General features: G+C 72.7%; 18 protein-coding genes and 1 pseudogene. 14 read left to right on the top strand and 5 right to left on the bottom strand.

What is annotated here, in order from left to right; translation table 11 throughout:
- Window positions 1–135 precede the first annotated feature (135 nt).
- The 8 genes and pseudogenes from STTU_RS22515 (at window position 136) to holA (ending at window position 9,090) form a co-directional block, all read left to right on the top strand.
- Window positions 136–879: a hypothetical protein gene (locus STTU_RS22515; RefSeq protein WP_007827141.1), complete on the top strand. Its 744-nt coding sequence runs from the start codon at window positions 136–138 to the stop codon at window positions 877–879.
- Between the two features lie 129 nt (window positions 880–1,008).
- Entirely contained in the window at window positions 1,009–1,854 is an 846-nt protein-coding gene (locus STTU_RS22520) for a DegV family protein (RefSeq protein ID WP_007827142.1), read from the top strand.
- A gap of 229 nt (window positions 1,855–2,083) precedes the next feature.
- Window positions 2,084–3,052, top strand: coding sequence for a helix-hairpin-helix domain-containing protein (locus STTU_RS22525; RefSeq protein ID WP_007827143.1), 969 nt, complete (start codon window positions 2,084–2,086; stop codon window positions 3,050–3,052).
- 155 nt (window positions 3,053–3,207) lie between these two features.
- The gene (locus tag STTU_RS22530; RefSeq protein ID WP_007827144.1) at window positions 3,208–5,670 is read left to right on the top strand and encodes a ComEC/Rec2 family competence protein; all 2,463 of its coding nucleotides are present in this window, start codon (window positions 3,208–3,210) and stop codon (window positions 5,668–5,670) included.
- 128 nt (window positions 5,671–5,798) lie between these two features.
- Window positions 5,799–6,592 (top strand): annotated as a pseudogene (locus STTU_RS22535) (SDR family oxidoreductase).
- Window positions 6,593–6,797: 205 nt separating this feature from the next.
- Entirely contained in the window at window positions 6,798–7,682 is an 885-nt protein-coding gene (locus tag STTU_RS22540) for a YceI family protein (protein ID WP_007827155.1), read from the top strand.
- Window positions 7,683–7,746: 64 nt separating this feature from the next.
- Window positions 7,747–8,007: a hypothetical protein gene (locus STTU_RS22545; RefSeq protein ID WP_007827157.1), complete on the top strand. Its 261-nt coding sequence runs from the start codon at window positions 7,747–7,749 to the stop codon at window positions 8,005–8,007.
- Between the two features lie 102 nt (window positions 8,008–8,109).
- Window positions 8,110–9,090: a DNA polymerase III subunit delta gene (gene holA / locus STTU_RS22550; protein ID WP_007827159.1), complete on the top strand. Its 981-nt coding sequence runs from the start codon at window positions 8,110–8,112 to the stop codon at window positions 9,088–9,090.
- Between the two features lie 365 nt (window positions 9,091–9,455).
- Here holA and STTU_RS36105 read toward each other — a convergent pair whose 3' ends face one another.
- Together STTU_RS36105 and rpsT are read right to left on the bottom strand one after the other, a co-directional pair.
- A complete protein-coding gene (locus STTU_RS36105; protein ID WP_324607898.1) occupies window positions 9,456–9,659 on the bottom strand; it encodes a hypothetical protein in 204 nt (67 codons plus the stop codon).
- A 345-nt stretch (window positions 9,660–10,004) separates the two neighbouring features.
- Entirely contained in the window at window positions 10,005–10,271 is a 267-nt protein-coding gene (gene rpsT / locus STTU_RS22560) for a 30S ribosomal protein S20 (protein WP_007827162.1), read from the bottom strand.
- A gap of 256 nt (window positions 10,272–10,527) precedes the next feature.
- Between rpsT and lepA the strand changes: the two genes are divergently transcribed.
- The 4 genes from lepA to hemW all read left to right on the top strand — a co-directional run bounded on the left by lepA (window position 10,528) and on the right by hemW (window position 16,442).
- Window positions 10,528–12,393 (top strand): translation elongation factor 4, encoded by a 1,866-nt coding sequence (gene lepA, locus STTU_RS22565; protein ID WP_009065207.1) that lies wholly within the window; start codon window positions 10,528–10,530, stop codon window positions 12,391–12,393.
- 460 nt (window positions 12,394–12,853) lie between these two features.
- Window positions 12,854–14,743 carry an AMP-dependent synthetase/ligase gene (locus STTU_RS22570; RefSeq protein WP_043256018.1) on the top strand — a complete coding sequence of 630 codons (1,890 nt, stop codon included), beginning with the start codon at window positions 12,854–12,856 and terminating at the stop codon, window positions 14,741–14,743.
- A 202-nt stretch (window positions 14,744–14,945) separates the two neighbouring features.
- Window positions 14,946–15,164 carry a hypothetical protein gene (locus STTU_RS22575; RefSeq protein WP_007827165.1) on the top strand — a complete coding sequence of 73 codons (219 nt, stop codon included), beginning with the start codon at window positions 14,946–14,948 and terminating at the stop codon, window positions 15,162–15,164.
- Between the two features lie 45 nt (window positions 15,165–15,209).
- Entirely contained in the window at window positions 15,210–16,442 is a 1,233-nt protein-coding gene (gene hemW / locus STTU_RS22580) for a radical SAM family heme chaperone HemW (RefSeq protein ID WP_007827166.1), read from the top strand.
- A gap of 41 nt (window positions 16,443–16,483) precedes the next feature.
- Here the strand turns inward: hemW and STTU_RS22585 are convergent, their stop codons facing one another.
- From STTU_RS22585 to STTU_RS22595, 3 genes are all read right to left on the bottom strand, one after another.
- Window positions 16,484–17,089: an HAD family hydrolase gene (locus STTU_RS22585; RefSeq protein ID WP_007827167.1), complete on the bottom strand. Its 606-nt coding sequence runs from the start codon at window positions 17,087–17,089 to the stop codon at window positions 16,484–16,486.
- 160 nt (window positions 17,090–17,249) lie between these two features.
- On the bottom strand, window positions 17,250–18,074 hold the full coding sequence (locus tag STTU_RS22590; protein WP_007827168.1) for a DUF3097 domain-containing protein: 825 nt from the start codon (window positions 18,072–18,074) through the stop codon (window positions 17,250–17,252).
- Window positions 18,075–18,226: 152 nt separating this feature from the next.
- Window positions 18,227–18,955 (bottom strand): MBL fold metallo-hydrolase, encoded by a 729-nt coding sequence (locus STTU_RS22595; protein WP_007827169.1) that lies wholly within the window; start codon window positions 18,953–18,955, stop codon window positions 18,227–18,229.
- Between the two features lie 301 nt (window positions 18,956–19,256).
- Here STTU_RS22595 and hrcA point away from each other — a divergent pair, with 301 nt between their 5' ends.
- Both hrcA and dnaJ read left to right on the top strand, forming a co-directional pair.
- The gene (gene hrcA, locus STTU_RS22600) at window positions 19,257–20,273 is read left to right on the top strand and encodes a heat-inducible transcriptional repressor HrcA (protein ID WP_007827170.1); all 1,017 of its coding nucleotides are present in this window, start codon (window positions 19,257–19,259) and stop codon (window positions 20,271–20,273) included.
- Complete coding sequence (gene dnaJ / locus STTU_RS22605; protein ID WP_007827171.1) at window positions 20,274–21,419, top strand: molecular chaperone DnaJ; 1,146 nt, start codon at window positions 20,274–20,276, stop codon at window positions 21,417–21,419.
- Window positions 21,420–21,537 lie beyond the last annotated feature (118 nt).

Consider the following 21,537-nt stretch of genomic DNA (forward strand, 5'->3'; position numbering starts at 1 on the left):
GTGCGCGAAGCTCACGCACCGTGTCTATAGGGGTTTTCCCCTAGGGGGTGGATCAGGGTTCGCGAGGGAACCCCTGATCCACCCTTCGCCGTTTACCTTGGAGAAGTACCGCGACCACCGGTGGAAGGGGACCCGATGTCGGCCGTGCTCATCGTCCTTGCGTTGATCTTCGTGCTGTTCGTCGCCACTGGTGCCTACGTGACGGTCAAGGTGGTGGGCGCGGCCAAGCGCGGCGTGGACCGTACGGTGAACCAGGCCCGCAGGGCGGTCGAGGACTCCACGCTCAAGGCGCGCTCCTACACGCGCCCGGGTCCGCACGGGGAGATCGCCGGGCTTCGGCTCTCCCTGCGCTCCTCGATGCGGGCGACGCAGGAATCCCTCGCCGCGCGAGCGGGCGACGACGGCGGCCTCACCGAGTCCCGCGACCTCTTCCGCCGCCTGAGCGTGCACGGCCACGCGCTGGACGACGAGCTGCGACGCCTGGAGAGCGACCCGGACCGCGCGGGGCTCGCCGCCGAACTGCCCGCGCTCCGCGACCGTACCCGGAAGATCGTGGGAGCGGCGGACGGCCTGCGCCACGCCCTCAGGGATCGCGCGCACCACGACGCGGACGACGAGCTGGACGAGCTGAGCCGGCAGATCGACATGGAGACCGGGGCTTTGCGCCACTGGGCGCCCGCCGAGGGCCCCGAACCCGCCCCGCAGCCCTGGCCGGCCGCGCCGACAGGGCCGGACGCCGACACGGTGGCGCAGCGCTGGGACGACGGTCCCGCGCCGGCCCCCGGGCAGTCCCCACCCCCGCTCGACCAGGCGCGGCCCGCACCACATCCCTGGGAACGCCTGCTCAAGAAGCCGCAGGAGCAGCCCCGCCCGGAGTGACAGGCAGCCGGCCCCGCCCCGCCTCCCGCGCCTGTCATCCCCCTCACGGACCCTGTCGCTCCCCTCGCTCCTCCTGCTCCGGCGGGGGCGGGCTGCCGGGCGCTGTGCGGGCCAGGTAACCTCCGAGCCATGTCACGCCATGTCGCGATCGTCACTGATTCCACGGCCTACCTGCCGCCCGGGACAAGCGCGCGACACGGCATCACCTCCGTACCCCTGACCGTCGTGCTCGACGGCAGCGCGTACGAGGAGGGCACGGAGATCTCGCCCGGGGCGCTCGCCCAGGCCCTGCGCAAACACCGCCCCGTGACGACGTCACGACCCAGCCCCGAGGCATTCGCGCGCACCTATCGCCGGCTCGCGGAGGAGGGCGCGTCCACGATCGTCTCGCTGCACCTGTCCGCGGAGCTGTCCGGGACGTACGACGCCGCCGCCCTCGCGGGCCGGGACGCCGCGGTGCCCGTGCACGTCGTCGACACCGGCGCGGTGGCCATGGCGCTCGGCTTCTGCGCGCTCAGTGCCGTCGAGCAGGCGGAGGCGGGCGGTACGGCCGAGGAGATCGTGGCGGCGGCGGAGAAACGTGCCGCCGGGACCTCGGCGTACTTCTGCCTCGACACCCTCGACCACCTGCGGCGCGGCGGCCGGATCGGGACCGCGCAGGCGCTCCTCGGCTCCGCTCTCGCGGTGAAGCCGCTGCTCCAGCTGACCGGGGGCCGCATCGAGCCGCTGGAAAAGGTCCGCACCACGACCAAGGCCGTCGCCCGACTGGAAGAACTCGTGGCGGAGCGGGCGGGTGCGGGGCAGGTGGATCTCGCCGTCCACCACCTCGACGCCGCCGACCGTGCGGAGGCCCTCGTCGAGCGGCTGCGTGCCCGCCTGCCGGGGGTGGCGTCGCTGTACGTCAGCGAGGTGGGCGCGGTGATCGGCGCGCACACCGGGCCGGGGCTCCTGGGGGTCGTGGTCTCTCCCCGCTGAACGGCTCTTCCCGCCGAGTGGTTCTGACGGTGGGCGGTTCTGCCGCTGGGCTGTCTTCCCGCGCGGCGGGGTCAGCGGTAGTTATCCACAGGGCAGTTGGTCTCCGGGCCCTCTTCGCTGGCACTCTCATCACTCTCTTGAGTGAGAGGAATATCGGGTTTCGCGAAGTTATCCACAGATTCCACTCGTGAGGCGAGTGGTGACGTAGGCGTCGATTACGTTCGGTGACATGGAACGACGCACAGACATCAATGCGGCGCTCGCGCTCATGGCTTCCGGACCGACGTACGCGGGCGACGGGAGAGCGCCGTGGGCCCGGCACGCGGGAAAGGCGCCCCCGCGCGGGGCGCCGGGCACCGAAACTCCCAACGTCGCCACGCCGTTCAGGCGGGGGTTGAGCGCGGTCGCCGATCACCTTCCGTTGTGGCTGAGGTCGCGCTTCGCGCTCGAACGGCGAGGAGTGCTGGCGCTGGCCGTCGTGCTGCTCGGCCTCCTCGGTTTCGCGGGACAGCACTGGTGGTCCTCGCGTCCGCAGCCGGTCGCCGTGCCCGCGGCCGAGCGCGCGGCGTCGGTCGAGAAGACATCGGTGGAGGCGGCACAGGCGAAGGCCGTGCCTTCCGGTTCCCGAGCGGAAGGGAGCGCTGGTACGGGCGAGGGCGGCGGCGCGGAAGGTGGCGGGGGTGCCGGCCTCGCTCCCGGTGCGGCGCACGGCGCGCTGGTCGTGGATGTCGGCGGGGAGGTGCGGGAGCCAGGGGTGCGGAGGCTGGCCCCGGGCTCGCGCGTCGAGGACGCGCTGCGGGCGGCCGGAGGGATTCGGAAGGGTGCGGATCTCCAAGGGCTCAACCGTGCCCGCCCGTTGGTCGACGGTGAGCTGGTCTGGGTCGGCTCCCCGCCGCCCGGGGGCTTCGCCGCCGCAGCCGGTACGGGGACGACGCCGGGCCAGGCGTCGGCCTCGGGCGCTGCGCATACGGGCGCGACTCCGTCCGGAGCGGGCGCGGCTCCGGTGACGCCCGTGTCGCTCAACGCGGCCTCGCTGGATCAGCTCGACGGACTCCCCGGAGTCGGTCCGGTCCTGGCCCAGCGCATCCTCGATCACCGCGTCGCGCACGGCGGGTTCGGCTCGCTGGACGAGTTGCGCGAGGTGACCGGTATCGGGGAACGACGATTCGCCGAACTACGGGAGTACGTGCGGCTGTGAACGGGGTGGAGCAGCGGCGGCGGGAGGAGGCCGTCGCGGGAGGAGCGGCGAGGGCCGGGCGGAACAGGCGGGCATGCGCGTCTGCGTCCGGGGAGGAGCCTTCCCGTCAGGCGTCGTCCAATCCCCCGGACAAGGACGCGGACCGGCCGGAGGGTGTGGATCTGCGGCTCGTGCTGCCCGCGCTGGGGGCTTGGGGCGCGGCTGCCCTCGTGCTGGGGCTGTCGGCTCGCGCCGGGGTCTGGATCGCGGGTGTGTGCGGGGTGTTCGGCGGGGCGCTGCTGCTCGGCGGGAGGGTGGGAAGGAGGCGGCGGACGGGACACGGTGGCGCTGGGCGGCGCTGGGTGGTGGCGGCCCTGCTGGTGTGTGCGGGTGCGGGGGCGGCGTCGGCGGCTGTGGGAAGGGCCGACATCGAGCGGGGGCCCGTGCCGGGGCTGGTGCGGGAAGGCGCGGTGACGGAGGCGGTCGTCGAGGTGACGGCGCAGCCCCGGGCGCGGCCTTCGGCGGTGCGGGGAGGCAGGGAACTGCCGGGGCAACTGCTGTGGGAAGGGGAGGTGCGGGAGATCGAGGTGAGGGGCGGGCGGGTGGTCCGGGTGCGGACGCCGGTGCTCGTGGTGGTGGACGGCGTCATGGAGCCGGGGCGGGAGAAGAGGGCACGGGAGTGGCTGCGGTTGCTCCCGACGACGCGGGTGCGGGCCCGTTTCCGGTGGAGCTCCCCGTGGGCGCGCGGGCAACGGGCGGCCGCGGTGGCGCGGGTGCACGGCGAGGCGGGGCCCGTCGTGGCGGGACGGCCGTCTCGGGCGCAGCGGCTCGCCGGGGAGTTGCGCGACGGCTTGCGCGGGGCGGTGGCGCCGCTGCACCCGGACGCGCGGGCTCTGTTGCCCGGCCTCGTCGTGGGCGACACCTCCGGGTTGACACCCGAACTCGAACGGGTCTTCCAGGCGACGGACTTGACCCACCTCCTGGCGGTCAGCGGGGGGAACTTCGCGGTCCTGCTCGCGCTGCTCCTCGGACCACCGGGACGGGCGGCGCTGGCGGAACGGGGCGGGCTCGCGCCCAGGCTCGGTCTGTCGCTGCGGGGGACGGCGGTGGCAGGGGGCGTGCTGTGCGCCGGGTTCGTGGTCGTGTGCGGGGCCGAGCCGAGCGTGGTGCGGGCGGCGGGGTGCGGAACCGTGGCGCTGGTGGCGCTCGCGACCGGGCGGCGCAGGTCGATGGTGCCGGCGCTCGCGGCGGTGGTCCTCGTGCTGGTGCTGTGGGAGCCGTGGCTGGCGAGGAGTTACGGCTTCGTCCTCTCGGTTCTCGCGACGGGTGCCCTGCTGATGGTGGCGCCGTCATGGAGCGCGGCACTGCGGCGGCGCGGGCTGTCGCCGCGGCTCGCGGAGGGGCTCGCGGCCGCGGCCGCGGCGCAGGCGGTGTGCGCTCCGGTGGTGGTGCTGCTCTCGGAGCGGGTGAGCCTGGTCGCCGTGCCGTGCAACCTGTTGGCGGGGCCTCTCGTGGCCCCGGCGACGGTGCTCGGCTTCGGCGCGCTCGTGCTCGCGCCGCTGGGACAGGCTCCGGCCCAGGCGCTGGCCTGGTGCGCGGGGTGGCCGGTGCGGTGGGTGGCGGGGGTGGCGCGCGCGGGTGCCGCTCTGCCGGGGTCGGGGATCGCGTGGCCGGGCGGCTGGGCGGGGGCCGGGTTGCTCGCGGGGGCGGTGCTGGTGCTCGTACCGCTCGGCAGGATGGTGCTGCGCTCGCGGTGGCTGGTGTGCGGGTGCGTGCTCCTCCTGGTGCTTGCCGTGGTGCGGCCGGTGCCGGTGACGCGCGTGCTGGGGGCCTGGCCGCCGACCGGTTGGCGGTTCGTCATGTGCGACGTGGGGCAGGGGGACGCGACCGTCCTCGCCGCCGGGGCGGGGACAGCGGTGGTGGTCGACGCGGGGCCCGATCCGGACCGGGTGGCCGGGTGCCTCGACCGGCTCGCGGTGCGACGCGTGCCGCTCGTGCTGCTGAGCCATTTCCACGCGGACCACGTGGCGGGGCTGGAAGGGGTTCTGCGGGGCCGGGCGGTCGGGGCCGTGCAGACGACGGCCCTCGCGGAACCGGCGGGTCAGGCAGCCGCGGTGCGGCGTACCGCGGCGGAGCACGAGGTGCCGGTGCTCACCGCGGCGGCGGGCGAGCGGCGAAAGGTCGGCGGGGTGAGCTGGGAGGTGGTGTGGCCGCCCGCGGGCGGCGGGCCGGTCGGCGACGACGGGCCCAATGACGCGAGTCTCGTGCTGTCGGTGCGGACGGGCGGGGTGAGGCTGTTGCTCGCCGGGGACGTGGAGCCCGCTGTGCAGCGGGAGTTGCTGCGGCGACCGGGTGGGGCCCCGCACGTCGACGTGCTCAAGGTGCCGCACCACGGTTCGGCGTACCAGGAGGGGGAGTGGGTACGGCGGGTGGCGCCCCGGGTCGCGCTGGTCTCGGTCGGAGCCGACAACGGCTACGGGCACCCGGCCCCTCGTACCCTCGACGCCCTGCGCGCTACGGGTGCGCTTGTCGAACGGACCGATCAGCGTGGGGACTTGGCGGTAACGGGAGGCCCCTCGGCAGGGCGGGACGGCGAAGGGGAGGGGGCGGTACGGCTGGGGGTCGTCAGCGAGCGGTGAGGGCCGCGCGCGGAGAGTCCGCGGGTCGGCGCGGTGCGGGGAGCGTCTGCGGGTCGGCGCGGTGCGGGGAGCACCGTGGAACGGAAAAGGGGTGAAAGGCGGGAGCGGGGGGAGCCAAGCATGGGGGGATGACTGCGAAGGGAGAGGTACGGGACGCTTCCGGTGGGCGGCCTGTCGCGCTGGTGACCGGGGTGGGGCGCACGGCCGGGATCGGGGCCGGGGTGGTGCGGCGGCTGGCGGTCTCGGGGTGGGACACGCGTTCACCCGCTGGAACGCGTGCGACGCGCGGATGGAGTGGGGTGAGGAGGAAGGGGCGAGCGAGGCGATCCGGACGGAACTCGTGGAGAGCGGGGCGGCGTGCGCGGGGATCGAGGCGGACCTCGCGGACCTCGCGGACCTCGCGGACGCCGGAGCGGGTCTTCGCGGAGGCGGAGAGCCGGCTCGGCGTGGTGACGGCGTTGGTGCTGTGCCACTGCGAATCGGTCGACTCGGGGCTGCTCGACACGACGGTGGAAAGGTTCGACCGGCATTTCGCGGTGAACGCGCGGGGAAGCCGGCTGATGGTGAGGGAGTTCGGGCAGCGCTTCAGGGGCCCGCACGGAAGCGGGCGGATCGTGGCGCTCACGAGCGACGACACGGCGGGCAATCTGCCGTACGGAGCGAGCAAAGGGGCGCTGGACAGGATCACGCTCGCGGCGGCGCGGGAGCTGGCCGGGCTCGGCGTCACGGCGAACGTGGTCAATCCGGGGCCGGTCGACACGGGTGGATGCCGGGGGAGACATGGGAGCACGTGCGGGCGGCGACGCCGCTCGGGCGGCTCGGTACTCCGGACGACACGGCGCACCTCGCGGACTTCCTGTGTGCGCCGCGCGGGCAGTGGGTCAGCGGGCAGGTGCTCATGAGTAACGGGGGATTCGCTTGAGAGGGAGGCCGTGCTTACCTCGCGTAACGGAAGTGAGCTGGGGGAACGACAACCGGAATGTCAAATTCAGGTCAAACGGGGGAGCTTGGGGGGTCTCCGGCATTCCTGCGATGTGGTCCCGTGTTGCCTCGAAAGCCTCAGCAGTGGTCGAATGTTTAAGCCTGAAGGCTCAAAATCGATCACGAAAAGCAGGGGTGTCCGGTAGATGTTCGGCCTGGGGACGAAGAACCGTGTGAGTGGCGGGCGGGGGAGAACGGCGCTCGCGGAGGCGGTTCTCCCGGACGGAGCCGGGCTGTTCAGCTGCCGGGTGCTTGATCCGGTGGGTGAGCCGCTCGCCGGGGCGGAGTGCTCGCTCACCGACGAGCGGGGACGGAAAGTCGCCACCGCTGAGGCCGATCCCTTCGGTTCCTTCGTGGTCTCGGTCCGGGAGGGCGAGTACCGGCTCGCGATCGGGAGCGAGGGGTACACGCCGCACCGGGGCGACGTCCTCGTCCGGGACGGGGAGCACACCGACCTCGGGGCGCTCACCCTCCAGGTGGCGGCGCCGCCCGCGCTGCCGGGGCCGGGGGACTGGGAGATCGACCCGACGCACTCGTCGATCGCGTTCACCGCTCGGCACATCGGGCTCGCCCGGGTGCACGGGAGGTTCAACACCTTCGCCGGGGTCGTGCGGATCGGCGAGCGGATCGAGGACTTCGCGATGCACGTGCTGATCGACGCGGCCTCGATCGACACGAACGTGCAGATGCGGGACGACCACCTGCGCTCCTCTGACTTCCTCGACGTGGGGGCGTACCCGACGCTGGAGTTCTACAGCGAACGGTTCACGCACCGGGGCGGGAACCGCTGGGGTGTCACCGGGGCGCTGTCACTCCACGGGGTGACGCGTACGGTCACGCTCGACGTCGACTACCTCGGCCAGGGCAACGGCATGGAGGGCGAGCAGCGGGCGGCGTGCCGGGCGACGACCGAGCTGCACCGCGACGACTACACCGTGAGCTGGCAGACCATGCTCGCGCGCGGGATCGCCGTGGTCGGCCCGAGCATCACCATCGAACTGGACGTCCAGGTCGTCCCCAAACAGGGCTGAGCCTCCGGGCCCGGCGGCGGACCCCGTGGTCGGGACGGTTTGGCGCATACGGCAGGATCTCCGCGTGAACGACGAGAACGACCTGAACGTGGCGCACGTGCTGGTGCTGCCCGACCGCGACGCCGCCGAGGAGGCGGCCGAGGAACTGGCCCGCCGCTACGAGCTGGGGGCCGAGCCGGAGATCGTCCGCGAGGCCCTGGCCGGCGAGGACGACGCCGAGGACGCGCAGTGGCTGATCGTGCTCTCCGAAGAGGCCGGGGAGTTCAGCGCCGGGGAACTGGACGAGTTCGCGAGCGAGTGGGACGGCTGGCACGAGACGCCCTGACAGCGGGCACGGGACGTCGCGGCGGCCGGTGCGAGAGACCCCGGCGGGCGGGGGGCGGCGGGCCGGGACCGTTGTCGGTGGCGCGTGGGATGCTTGCCGGTGATGGCCAGGAAAAACGCTGACGACGACCCGCTCGCTCCGCTCACGCTCGCCGTGGGGCAGGAGGAGCTGCTGATCGACCGCGCGGTGCGGCAGGTGGTGCTCGCCGCGCGGGCGGCCGACGCTGACACCGATGTGCGCGAACTCACGCCCGAGCAGCTCCAGCCCGGCGGGCTCGCCGAGCTGACGAGCCCCTCGCTCTTCGCGGAGCGCAAGGTCCTCGTCGTGCGGAACGCGCAGGACCTCTCCGCCGACGCGGTCAAGGAGGTCAAGGGCTATCTGCCCGCGCCCGTGGACGAGGTCGCGCTCGTCCTGTGCCACGCGGGCGGGGCCAAGGGGAAGGGGCTGCTCGACGCGGCCCGCAAGGCCGGGGCGCGCGAGGTCCCCTGCCCGAAGATGACGAAGCCGGCCGACCGGCTGGCCTTCGTGCGGAACGAGTTCCGTACGACGGGGCGTTCGGCGACGCCCGAGGCGTGCCAGACGCTCGTGGATGCGATCGGCAGCGATCTGCGCGAGCTGGCCGCGGCGGTCTCGCAGCTCACCGCGGACGTCGAGGGCACGATCGACGAGGCGATCGTCGGGCGCTACTACACCGGCCGCGCGGAGACGTCGAGCTTCACGGTCGCCGACCGGGCCGTGGAGGGCCGGGCCGCCGAGGCGCTGGAGGCGCTGCGCTGGTCGCTCTCCACGGGCGTCGCGCCCGTCATGATCACGAGCGCGCTCGCGCAGGGCGTACGGGCCATCGGCAAGCTCTCCTCGGCGCGGGGCGGGCGGCCCGCCGACCTGGCCCGCGAGCTGGGCATGCCACCGTGGAAGATCGACCGGGTGCGGCAGCAGATGCGTGGCTGGACCCCGGACGGCGTCTCGATCGCCCTCCGTGCCGTCGCCGAGGCCGACGCGGGAGTCAAGGGTGGCGGCGACGACCCGGAGTACGCCCTGGAGAAGGCCATCGTGACCGTCGCCCGCGCGGCCCGCTCCCGCTGAGAGCGGGCTCCGGCCCGCCGGGCTGCGGGGCGGGCCCGCCGGGCTCGCGTGCCGGTCCACCGTGCTCCCGCCTTGGCCCCGCTCGCCCCGTCCCGGCCCCGCTGACCCGTCCCCGGCTCCGCGCAGCCCACCCCGCCGTGCTGCCGCCCACCCCGCCGCGCTGCCGCCCGGCCCGCCGTGGCTCCGCCCCGCCCTCGCCCCGTACAGCCCCCGCCGTTCGGAGCGCCGCCCCGCCCCACCGCGCCCCATACAGCCCCCCGCCCCGTACAGCCCTCGCCCTTCGGAACGCCGTCCCGGTACCCAAGCAGCGGGCCCCCAGTAGAACTGCGACAAGCAGAACTCGTGTCGCTCGGGGTCCGTCATGATCACGACGACCCCTTCCGCCTACTCGTGGCGCTCGCCCGTCTCCCCGCCGCCGAGGGCGAGACCTGGGTGATGCCCGTGGTGATGTCGTCCACCGCGACATCGAGGTGCGGGCAAACCTTGTCCCGCCGTGTTTCCGGCACGGGCTGGAAGACGAGGCGGGGCTGTGCGTCGCCGACGTGGCCCAGGTAGATCCAGCCGGGCATCGAGGGCCCCGGGGCCGGTCGAGGAGCGCGCTCCAAAAGGCCGCGACGCGCTCGACGTCGAGGCAGTCGACGGTCACCCCGACCCAGCGGTTCGCCATGCCCGTACCCCCGTGGTGAGGCTGCCGCTGACGCCGAGAACCCCGCCCCGTCGCAAGGACGGTGGCGGGGTTCTCGGTCGAGTCCTGTGTGCCTTCGGCGGCGGTGGGCCGGCGCGATCCCGCACCCGCGTGGCGAACGCTAGGCCGCATACGGGATCTGTCGGGACGGGACGGGGAGCGGTAGAGAGGGCCCGCTGGGTCCCCGCCGTCCCGGGGACGACGGTCGGTGCCGGAAGGCGGAGGAGGCTCAGCCCTGGAGGGAGGCGGCCTTCGAAGCAAGCGCCGACTTCTTGTTGGCGGCCTGGTTCTTGTGGATGACGCCGGAGGAGACGGCCTTGTCGAGCTTGCGCGTGGCGACACGCGTCAGCTCCTGGGCCTTCTCGACGTCACCGGCGGCAGCGGCCTCGCGGGCCTTGCGGACCGCGGTCTTGAGCGAGGACTTGACGGCCTTGTTGCGCAGGCGCGCCTTCTCGTTCGTCTTGTTCCGCTTGATCTGGGACTTGATGTTCGCCACGAAAGAGCCTTTTCAGCTGCAAGCGCGCGGCCGGAACCGCGCGAATGTTTCGGTTGAGTGCGCGTGTCCCCGAACCTGAGAGGGCTGGGAGACACACAGTGCACCAGGCTAGCAGCCGCTCCCTGAGCGGCCCAAACCGCCTGTCGCCCGTCGCGCATGGGACGATGGGTCCTTACATATCCGACCGACTGCCCGAAGCCCGAGCCAGAGGCGGCCGGCCGCTCCGTGCCGGACGCCTCAAGAATCAGGACCCCGCGTGCCCGCGACCCCTCTCCATGTGCCCGAGCCGAGCCGTACCGACCCGGCGCTGATCAGGAATTTCTGCATCATCGCGCACATCGACCACGGCAAGTCCACGCTCGCCGACCGGATGCTCCAGCTGACCGGGGTGGTGGAGCAGCGGCAGATGCGCGCCCAGTACCTCGACCGCATGGACATCGAGCGGGAGCGCGGCATCACGATCAAGTCGCAGGCCGTGCGGCTGCCCTGGGCCCCCACCGAGGGCGAGGGGCAGGGCAGCACCCACATCCTCAACATGATCGACACCCCCGGTCACGTCGACTTCACCTACGAGGTCTCGCGCTCGCTCGCCGCCTGCGAGGGCACGGTCCTCCTCGTCGACGCGGCCCAGGGCATCGAGGCGCAGACCCTCGCCAACCTCTACCTGGCGATGGAGAACGACCTCACGATCATCCCGGTCCTCAACAAGATCGACCTCCCGGCCGCGCAGCCCGAGAAGTTCTCGGAGGAGCTGGCGAATCTCATCGGCTGCCAGCCCGAGGACGTGCTCAAGGTCTCCGCGAAGACCGGCGTGGGCGTGGAGGCGCTGCTCGACCAGGTCGTCGCGCAGATCCCGGCCCCGGTCGGCGTCAAGGACGCCCCGGCCCGCGCGATGATCTTCGACTCGGTGTACGACTCGTACCGCGGCGTCGTCACGTACGTACGTGTCGTGGACGGTCAGCTGAACAAGCGCGAGCGCATCCGCATGATGTCGACCGGCGCGACCCATGAGCTGCTCGAAATCGGTACGAACTCGCCCGAGATGCTCGCGGCGGACGGGCTCGGCGTCGGCGAGGTCGGGTACCTGATCACGGGCGTGAAGGATGTCCGTCAGTCCAAGGTCGGTGACACGATCACCAGCCAGTCCAAGGGTGCCGAGGAGGCGCTCGGGGGCTACAAGGACCCGAAGCCCATGGTGTTCTCGGGCCTCTATCCGCTCGACGGCTCGGACTACCCCGAGCTGCGCGACGCGCTCGACAAGCTCCAACTCAACGACGCCGCGCTCGTCTACGAGCCCGAGACCTCCGCCGCCCTCGGCTTCGGCTTCCGCGTCGGCTTCCTCGGGCTCCTCCACCTCGACGTCATCCGTGAGCGGCTTGAGCGCGAATTCGGTCTCGACCTGATCGCGACCGCGCCCAACGTGGTCTACCGCGTGATCATGGAGGACCGCACCGAGCACACCGTCACGAACCCGAGCGAGTTCCCCGAGGGGAAGATCGACGAGGTCTACGAGCCGGTCGTGCGCGCCACGATCCTCGCGCCGAGCGAGTTCATCGGCTCGATCATGGAGCTGTGCCAGAGCCGGCGCGGTGTCCTCCTCGGGATGGACTACCTCTCCGAGGACCGCGTCGAGATTCGCTACACGCTGCCGCTCGCCGAGATCGTCTTCGACTTCTTCGACCAGCTCAAGTCCAAGACGCGCGGCTACGCCTCGCTCGACTACGAGCCCACGGGCGAGCAGACCGCGCAGCTCGTCAAGGTCGACATCCTCCTGCACGGCGACAAGGTGGACGCCTTCTCGGCGATCACCCACCGCGACGCCGCGTACGCCTACGGGGTGCGGCTCGTCGCCAAGCTCCGCGAGCTCATCCCGCGCCAGGCGTTCGAGGTCCCGGTGCAGGCCGCGATCGGCTCCCGCGTCATCGCGCGCGAGACGATCCGCGCGATCCGCAAGGACGTCCTCGCCAAGTGCTACGGCGGCGACATCTCCCGCAAGCGGAAGCTCCTGGAGAAGCAGAAGGAGGGGAAGAAGCGCATGAAGATGGTGGGGTCCGTGGAGGTTCCGCAGGAAGCCTTCATCGCCGTCCTCTCCAGCGACGAGCCGAGCGGCAAGAAGAAGTAACCGCGCGCGACCGCCCCCATCGGGGCGGTCGCCGAACCGGTTCCGGCCCGACGGGCCCCGTACGCCTTGCGGCGCGGGGCCCGTTGTCGTACGCGGCGTCCCCGACGCGTACGCGGACCGCCGCGGCCTGCAGGGGTCCCCGGCCTGCGGGAGTCTCCGGCCTGCAGAGGCCCCCGACCTGCACGGGTCCCCGGCCCCTGCGGGCGCGCTTGCCGGCCGCGTGCCGGAGGCCCCGTACGGGGAGCCCCCGTACCCGAAGCGGAGCCGGGGCGGAAGGGGCGTGAGGGGCGGATGTCGTGAACAGAGCGGGTGTCAGGCCCTTACGCGCAGGCCAGGCTCGTTCTACTCTGATCACCGTCCCTTAGTTACTCACCAGTTAAACAACGCGCAGGAACGCTCAGCACACGTCTCGAACCATTCACTACCAGTCGCACGCAGAGTCGCGGGCCCGGAGGATGTCGTGAGCGACACACAGACCATGATCGAGAACCGTCCGCCCTCCGTGGCGCACCTCTTCCTGGAGCGCGTCGCCGCGACCCCGGACGCGGAGGCGTATCGCTACCCGGTGCCGCCCGCCTCCGGCGAGGGGCCGTCCGACTGGGCCTCGCTGACCTGGGCGCAGGCCGCCGAGCGCGTCGAGCGGATCGCGGCCGGACTCATCGGCCTCGGCATCGAGCCCGAGCAGCGCGTCGCGCTCGCCTCCGCGACCCGTGTCGAGTGGATTCTCGTCGACCTCGGCATCATGTGCGCGGGCGCCGCGACCACGACCGTCTACCCCTCGACGAACACCTCGGAGTCGGCGTTCATCCTTGCCGACTCCGACAGCCGCGTGGTCTTCGTGGAGGACGCGACGCAGCTCGCGAAGGTCCGGGAGAACCGCGCCGAGCTTCCCGGGCTGCACCACGTCGTCGTCCTCGACGAGGAGGGCGTCACCGCGGACGCCGCGGACCCGGACGGCTGGCTGCTCACCCTCGCCGACCTGGAGAAGCGCGGCGAGGAGCACCTCGCGACGCACCCCGAGGCGATCAAGGAGCGCGTCGAGGCGATCACGAAGGACCAGCTCGCGACGCTGATCTACACCTCGGGTACGACGGGCCGCCCCAAGGGCGTACGCCTGCCGCACGAGTGCTGGTCCTACATGGCCAAAGCGATCAAGGCGACGGGGATGATCCTGGAGGAGGACGTCCAGTACCTGTGGCTGCCGCTCGCGCACGTCTTCGGCAAGGTGCTCACCTCCGGGCACATCGAGGTCGGGCACGTCACCGCCGTCGACGGCCGCGTGGACCAGATCATCGTGAACCTGCCCGTGGTCCGGCCCACGTACATGGCCGCCGTGCCCCGCATCTTCGAGAAGGTCTACAACGGCGTCGCCGCGAAGGCGCGCGAGGGCGGCGACGCCAAGTACAAGATCTTCCAGTGGGCCGCCGGGATCGCCCGCGAGTACGCGAAGACCTCGCAGGACAACTTCCGCCGCACCGGCACCGCGACCGTCCCCTTCGGCCTGCGCACGAAGCACGCCGTCGCCGACCGCCTCGTCTACGGCAAGATCCGCGAGGCGATGGGCGGCAGGCTGCGCGCCGCGATCTCCGGATCGGCCGCGCTCGCCCCCGAGATCGGTTTCTTCTTCGCCGGGGCCGGGGTGCACATCCTGGAGGGGTACGGGCTCACGGAGTCGAGCGCGGCCTCCTTCGTGAACCCGGGCGAGGCGTACCGCACCGGCACGGTCGGCAAGCCGCTGCCCGGCACCGAGGTGCGGATCGCCGAGGACGGCGAGATCCTGCTGCGCGGCCCCGGCATCATGGCCGGCTACCACGGGCTGCCCGAGAAGACCGCCGAGGTCCTGGAGCCGGACGGCTGGTTCCACACGGGCGACATCGGCGAGCTGTCCGTGGACGGCTACCTGCGGATCACCGACCGCAAGAAGGACATCATCAAGACCTCCGGCGGCAAGTACATCGCCCCGGCCGAGGTCGAGGGCCAGTTCAAGGCGATCTGTCCGTACGTGTCGAACATCCTCGTGCACGGCGGCGACCGGAACTTCTGCTCCGCGCTCATCTCGCTCGACGAGGACGCGCTGCTCGCCTGGGCGAAGGAGAACGGGCTCGACGGCAAGCCCTACGAGGAGATCGTGGCCGACGCGAAGACCGTCGAGATGGTCGACGGGTACGTGCGGGAGCTGAACGAGGGGCTGCAGCGCTGGGAGACCGTGAAGAAGTTCCGGCTGCTGCCGAGGGACCTCGACATCGAGCACGGGGAGCTGACGCCGAGCCTCAAGATCAAGCGGCCGGTGGTGGAGCGGGAGTACGAGTACCTGCTGGACGAGATGTACGCGGGAGCGCGGGAGGCGTGACGGGAGGGGGCGCCCTCCCCGCGGAGGATGCCCCCTTGCCGGGCCGGTCCTTGTGGCGTGCCGCGCTCCGCGCCCCGCGTGCCGCGCCCCGCTCCCGCCCCCGCGCCTCGGAACGCCGAAGACGCTGGTTTCGTGGCTGAGGTTGGCTGCTTCGGGGGTCGGCGCGCGTGCGCGAGGAAACGATTCGCTGCATGATCGTCGTATGAACTCCTCCTCCGCGCCCGTCGTCGTCCATCCTCCCGGGAGCGACGGGGGGCGGCGCGTGCAGGTGGACGGGCAGGTGCTGGGGGTGGCGTACGGGGTCGCGGACCTCGTGGAGTTCCTGCGGCGGGCGGGGCTGGAGGACGCCGAGGGGGCCGTCGCCGCCGATGAGGGATTCATCGAGTGGCGGGGCGAGGGGCCCGGGGAGTGGATCGCCTAGGGGCTCACGCTCGGTGACCGGCCCGGGCCTGGGACAATGGACCCCATGCCTTCCGCACTTCCCGACGGTGAGCCCGTGCCCGAGAACGGGGCGCTTCCGGCGCAGGCCCTGGACGGGGCCGCCGGGCGCCCGCTCGGCTTCTACCTGCACGTCCCCTACTGCGCGAGCCGCTGCGGGTACTGCGACTTCAACACGTACACGGCGAGCGAGCTGCGCGGCACCGGCGGTGTGCTCGCCTCGCGCGACAACTACGCCGACACCCTCGCCCAGGAGATCCGCCTCGCGCGCCGGGTCCTCGGCGAGGACCCGCGGCCGGCCCGTACGGTCTTCTTCGGCGGCGGTACGCCCACGCTGCTGCCCGCCGCCGACCTCGTCCGGATGCTCGCCGCCGTACGCGACGAGTTCGGCCTCGCGCCCGACGCCGAGGTGACGACCGAGGCGAACCCGGAGTCCGTCGACCCCGCGTACCTCGAAACCCTCCGTGAGGGCGGCTTCAACCGGATCTCCTTCGGGATGCAGAGCGCCAAGCCGCATGTTCTGCGCGTTCTCGACCGCAACCACACCCCGGGCCGTCCCGAAGCCTGCGTCGCCGAGGCGCGCGCGGCCGGGTTCGCGCATGTCAATCTCGACCTCATCTACGGCACCCCCGGCGAGAGCGACGCGGACTGGCGCGCCTCGCTCGAAGCGGCGGTCGGCGCGGGGCCCGACCACGTCTCCGCCTACGCCCTCATCGTCGAGGAGGGCACGGGCCTCGCCCGCCGCATCCGGCGCGGCGAGATCCCGATGACCGACGACGACGAGCACGCCGACCGCTACCTCATCGCCGACGAACTCCTCGCGAAGGCCGGTTTCAGCTGGTACGAGGTCTCCAACTGGGCGACCAGCGAGCCGGCCCGCTGCCTGCACAACGAGCTGTACTGGCGCGGCGCCGACTGGTGGGGCGCGGGGCCGGGGGCGCACAGCCACGTCGGCGGCGTCCGCTGGTGGAACGTGAAGCACCCCGGCGCCTACGCCGCCGCGCTCGCCGAGGGCCGCTCCCCGGGCGCGGGGCGCGAACTCCTCGGCGAGGAGGACCGCCGCGTCGAGCGCATCCTCCTGGAGCTGCGGCTGAGCGAGGGCTGCCCCCTCGATCTCCTCCTCCCGGCGGGTCGCGAGGCGGCGGCGCGTCATCTGGGCGACGGACTCCTCGATCCCGGGGCGTACGCGAAGGGCGCGGCCGTTCTCACGCTGCGGGGGCGGCTGCTCGCCGACGCGGTGGTGCGCGACCTCGTGGACTGAGCGATCCGCCCTGCTCGGTGCACGGCTGTACCGACCGGGCGTCAGGCTTCGGTGTACAAGTGTGCGCGTATGCGGGCGAGCGTCCCGGCGTTGTCAGTGAACAGATGTGCACTCATCCCGGCCGCCTCGGCCGCCACGATGTTCGGCGGGGCGTCGTCGACGAAGAGGCAGTCCCGGGGCCGTACCCCCAGCGCCTCGCACACGGCCGCGTAGGCGCGCGGGTCGGGCTTGGCGAGGCCCGTCTCGTGCGAGTACGAGAGGTGCTCGACCAGCGTGTCGAAGCCGTACAGCGCCGCCTCGCGCTCGCGCGCCCCGACGAAGCTGTTGCTCAGGATGCCGAGGCGGCAGCGACCGCGCAGACCCCGGACGAAGGCGATCAGCTCGGTGTTCGGGGTCCCGAGGTACTCCGCCCACAGGTCGTCCATGAAGGCGTCGAGGCCGGCGGCGTCGAGCCCGAGCCGCAAGGCCACCCGCTCCCGTACCGCCCCCTCGCCGATCCGCCCGAGCGCCCCCGCCTCCCACACGTCCGCCATCCGTGCCTCCACCGCCCCGGACGCCAGCCCGAGCCGCTCCTCCCACCGCGCCGCCCACCCTGTCGCGGGCGTGTACTCAAGGACGCCGCCGATGTCGAGCACGAGCGCTTTCATACGGGGGTTCCTCCCTCTGGACGGGGCGACGGTCGCCCCTTCGTGGGGGCAGGCTGGGGTCTGCCCCAGGGGGAAGGTCAACGACGGAGCCGAGCGCGCGGGAGCGATCACGCGCAGGGAAGAAACCGGCGGTAGCCGGTCGGCGGCCCCTGAGGGGCGGTCAGGTCTGGTCGGGAGCCGTCACGAAGTCGATCAGTTCTTCCACGCGGCCGAGTAGTTCCGGTTCCAGGTCCTTGTAGGAGTGGACGCGGGACAGGATGTGCTGCCAGGCCGCGCCCGTGTTCTCCGGCCAGCCGAGGGCGCGGCAGATGCCCGTCTTCCAGTCCTGCCCGCGCGGGACGCGGGGCCAGGCCGCGATGCCGACCGAGGACGGCTTCACCGCTTCCCAGATGTCGATGTACGGGTGCCCCACGACCAGCGCGTGCGGGCTCGCGACCTCCGCCGCGATCCTCGCCTCCTTCGAGCCCGGCACCAGGTGGTCGACCAGCACGCCGAGCCGCGCGTCGGGACCGGGTGCGAACTCCTCGACGATCGCGGGGAGATCGTCGACCCCCTCCAGGTACTCGACCACGACCCCCTCGATCCGCAGGTCGTCGCCCCACACCCGCTCCACCAGCTCCGCGTCGTGCCGCCCCTCCACGTAGATCCGCCCCGCCCGTGCCACGCGCGCCCGCGCGCCGGGGACCGCGACAGAGCCGGAGGCCGTGCGGGAGGGGGCCGCCGGGGTCGCGGCGGCGGGCCGTACGAGGGTGACCGCGTGGCCTTCCAGGAGGAAACCGCCCTCCGTGAGCGGGAAGACCCGCGTCTTGCCGAAACGGTCCTCCAGTGACACGACAAGCCCCTGCGCCGACTTCTCCCAGCCGGTCACCGCCCCGCAGAAGCCGCTCGTCACCTCTTCCACGACGAGATCCCGCTCCAGCGGCACCTGGGGGACGGTCCGCCGCTTCTTCCAGGGCGGGGTGAGGTCGGGGGAGTACGCGCGCATTCCCAGGACGATAGGAACATACGGCCGTCCGGGCGACCACGACACGCCGTACGGCCCTGCCGCGCCGCTCACTTCGACGGCCCCGCCGCGTCGCTCACGCCATGCCGCTCACCCCGCGCCCCCTCAACCCCGCGCCGCCCACCCCCCTCGGCTCACGACACGCCGAACCGCCGCGCGAGGGTGTCCCGCTGACGCCGTACGAACGCCGCGTCCACCAGTGCGCCGTGCCCCGGCACGTACACCGCCTCGTCGCCGCCCAGTCCGAGCAGCCGGTCCAGGGCCCCGGGCCAGCGCGCGGGGACCGCGTCGGGGCCCGCCTGCGGCTCACCCGATTCCTCCACGAGATCTCCGCAGAAGACCACCGTCCGCTCGCCCGGCACCACGAGCACGAGGTCGTGGCCCGAGTGTCCGGGCCCGACATTGGCGAGCAGTACGCGCCGCCCGCCGCCGAGGTCGAGCGCGAACTCGCCGCTCACCGGCTGGTCGGGCCCCCGCAGCAACGCGGCGGCCCGCCGTGCCTCCGCGGGGTCGAGCCCGTGCCGTACCGCGTCCTCGCGCAGCTCGGCGCGGCCCGCCTCCGTACCGAGGAGCGACTCGGCACCCACCGCCGCGTACACCGGGGCCTCCACGGCCGGGGCGCCGAGCGCGTGGTCGAAGTGCGGGTGCGTGAGTGCGAGATGCGTCACGCGCGAGCCGTCGCCGAGGAGCCGTTCCGCCGCGCGCCGCACCGCCTCGCCCTGCGCGAGGCCCGCGCCCGGATCCACGAGGAGGGCCGCATCCTCGCCCCGTACGAGCCCCGCCGTGCAGTCCCAGCCGGGCAGCCGCAGCCGTGCCACGCCCGGCGCCGGGTGCTCCCACTCCGGCAGTTCGGTCAACTCCATCGCGCTCCCCGCTCGTCGGTGGCGGTCCGGGGCGCGCGGCGGACCGCCACCGCTCCGCACCCGCCGTCTCCGCCACAACCCCGCTGTCCCTGCCGACACCCTGCCCCGTTCCGTCCCGCTCACCCCGGTACGGCCCCGCGCGCGTGCGGCGGGCCGCCGGTGAAGTGCCACAAAGCGCTGCCCGGCCTTGCCCGGGGGCCACCGTACGGCCGTACACTGGCCGGGGAAGTTCTGGCACTCAGACAGGGCGAGTGCCAGGCCCGGACCGGAGGCTCCGGCCGGAGGCCAGGGAGGTGGCGGCGTGCTCAGCGAACGCAGACTCGAAGTCCTGCGCGCCATCGTCCAGGACTACGTCGGCACCGAGGAGCCCGTCGGCTCCAAGGCGCTCACCGAGCGGCACAGGCTCGGGGTCTCCCCTGCCACCGTGCGCAACGACATGGCGGCGCTGGAGGACGAGGGGTACATCGCCCAGCCGCACACCAGCGCGGGCCGTATCCCGACGGACAAGGGCTACCGCCTCTTCGTCGACAAGCTCGCCGACATCAAGCCGATGACCGCGCCCGAACGCCGCGCCATCCAGAGTTTCCTGGACAGCGCGGTCGACCTGGACGACGTCGTCGGCCGCACCGTACGGCTGCTCGCGCAGCTCACGCGGCAGGTCGCCGTCGTGCAGTACCCCTCGCTGACGCGCTCCACCGTGCGGCACGTCGAGTTGCTCTCGATGAGCCCCGCGCGCGTCATGCTCGTGCTGATCACCGACACGGGCCGCGTCGAGCAGCGGATGATCGACTGCCCGGCGCCGTTCGGCGAGACCTCCGTGGCCGATCTGCGGGCCCGGCTCAACAGCCGGATCTCGGGGCGTCGCTTCGCCGACGTCCCGCAGCTCGTCCAGGATCTCCCCGACTCCTTCGAGCAGGAGGACCGCGGCACGGTCGCCGTCGTCCTGTCCACGCTGCTCGAAACGGTCGTCGAGGAGACCGAGGAACGGCTCATGATCGGCGGTACGGCGAATCTCGCGCGGTACGGGCAGGACTTCCCCCTCATGATCCGTCCGGTGCTGGAAGCGCTGGAGGAGCAGGTGGTGCTCCTGCGGCTGCTCGGCGAGGTCAACGACCCGCGGATGGCGGTCCGGATCGGTCATGAGAACGCCTACGAGGGGCTCAACTCCACCTCGGTGGTGTCGGTCGGTTACGGTTCGGGCGGCGAGGCAGTCGCCAAGCTCGGCGTGGTCGGACCGACCCGCATGGACTACCCCGGAACGATGGGAGCGGTACGCGCAGTGGCTCGTTACGTCGGACAGATCCTGGCGGAGTCGTAAGTGGCCACGGACTACTACGCCGTACTCGGCGTGCGCCGCGACGCCTCCCCGGACGAGATCAAGAAGGCCTTCCGCCGGCTGGCCAGGGAACTCCACCCTGACGTCAACCCCGACCCGAAGACCCAGGAGCGGTTCAAGGAGATCAACGCCGCCTACGAGGTGCTCTCGGACCCGCAGAAGAAGCAGGTCTACGATCTCGGCGGCGACCCGCTCTCGCAGGCGGGCGGCGGTGGCGGGGCCGGTGGCGGCTTCGGCGGCGCGGGCTTCGGCAACTTCTCGGACATCATGGACGCCTTCTTCGGCACGTCCCAGCAGCGCGGCCCGCGCTCGCGGACCCGCCGGGGCCAGGACGCCATGATCCGCCTGGAGATCGACCTCAACGAGGCGGCCTTCGGCACCACCAAGGAGATCCAGGTCGACACCGCGATCATCTGCTCGACCTGCAACGGCGAGGGCGCGGCCCCGGGCACCTCGGCGCAGACCTGCGACATGTGTCGCGGGCGCGGCGAGGTCTCGCAGGTCACGCGGTCCTTCCTCGGACAGGTCATGACCTCGCGGCCCTGCCCGCAGTGCCAGGGCTTCGGCACGATCGTGCCGAACCCGTGCCCCGAGTGCGCCGGGGACGGCCGCATCCGCTCGCGGCGCACGCTCACCGTGAAGATCCCGGCCGGGGTCGACAACGGCACGCGCATCCAGCTCGCGGGCGAGGGCGAGGTCGGGCCGGGCGGCGGTCCCGCCGGTGACCTCTACGTCGAGATCCACGAGACGGCCCACTCCGTCTTCCAGCGGCGCGGCGACGACCTGCACTGCACGGTGACGATCCCGATGACGGCCGCCGCGCTCGGTACGAAGGTGCCGCTCGACACGCTCGACGGGACCGAGGACGTCGACATCAGGCCGGGTACGCAGTCCGGCCAGTCCGTGCCGCTGCACGGGCGCGGGGTCACGCACCTGCGGGGCGGCGGGCGCGGTGACCTCATCGTGCACGTGGAGGTGCAGACGCCGGGGAAGCTCGACGCGGAGCAGGAGCGGTTGCTGCGGGAGCTGGCGAAGCTCAGGAACGAGGAACGGCCCACGGGGCAGTTCCAGCCGGGCCAGCAGGGGCTGTTCTCGCGGCTCAAGGACGCGTTCAACGGGCGGAGCTGACGCGTTCCACGGGCGGCTGAGCGGTAGTCGTCGCGGTCCGGGGCGGGCCTCTCGGGGCTCCGCCCCGGACCGCGCTCCTCCAGCGCCGTAGGAGCGGGTCCCGTGCGTGCCGCTGGTG

It is taken from the genome of Streptomyces sp. Tu6071 (genome assembly GCF_000213055.1).
Classification (GTDB): domain Bacteria; phylum Actinomycetota; class Actinomycetes; order Streptomycetales; family Streptomycetaceae; genus Streptomyces; species Streptomyces evansiae.

Coding starts and splice junctions, on each gene's coding strand:
- STTU_RS22525 (WP_007827143.1), top strand. CDS start 2,084: ATGGAACGACGCACAGACATCAATGCGGCGCTCGCGCTCATGGCTTCC.
- hemW (WP_007827166.1), top strand. CDS start 15,210: ATGCCTTCCGCACTTCCCGACGGTGAGCCCGTGCCCGAGAACGGGGCG.
- STTU_RS22595 (WP_007827169.1), bottom strand. CDS start 18,955: ATGGAGTTGACCGAACTGCCGGAGTGGGAGCACCCGGCGCCGGGCGTG.
- STTU_RS22575 (WP_007827165.1), top strand. CDS start 14,946: ATGAACTCCTCCTCCGCGCCCGTCGTCGTCCATCCTCCCGGGAGCGAC.
- STTU_RS22515 (WP_007827141.1), top strand. CDS start 136: ATGTCGGCCGTGCTCATCGTCCTTGCGTTGATCTTCGTGCTGTTCGTC.
- STTU_RS22590 (WP_007827168.1), bottom strand. CDS start 18,074: ATGCGCGCGTACTCCCCCGACCTCACCCCGCCCTGGAAGAAGCGGCGG.
- STTU_RS22520 (WP_007827142.1), top strand. CDS start 1,009: ATGTCACGCCATGTCGCGATCGTCACTGATTCCACGGCCTACCTGCCG.
- holA (WP_007827159.1), top strand. CDS start 8,110: ATGGCCAGGAAAAACGCTGACGACGACCCGCTCGCTCCGCTCACGCTC.
- STTU_RS22585 (WP_007827167.1), bottom strand. CDS start 17,089: ATGAAAGCGCTCGTGCTCGACATCGGCGGCGTCCTTGAGTACACGCCC.
- STTU_RS22540 (WP_007827155.1), top strand. CDS start 6,798: ATGTTCGGCCTGGGGACGAAGAACCGTGTGAGTGGCGGGCGGGGGAGA.
- STTU_RS36105 (WP_324607898.1), bottom strand. CDS start 9,659: ATGCCCGGCTGGATCTACCTGGGCCACGTCGGCGACGCACAGCCCCGC.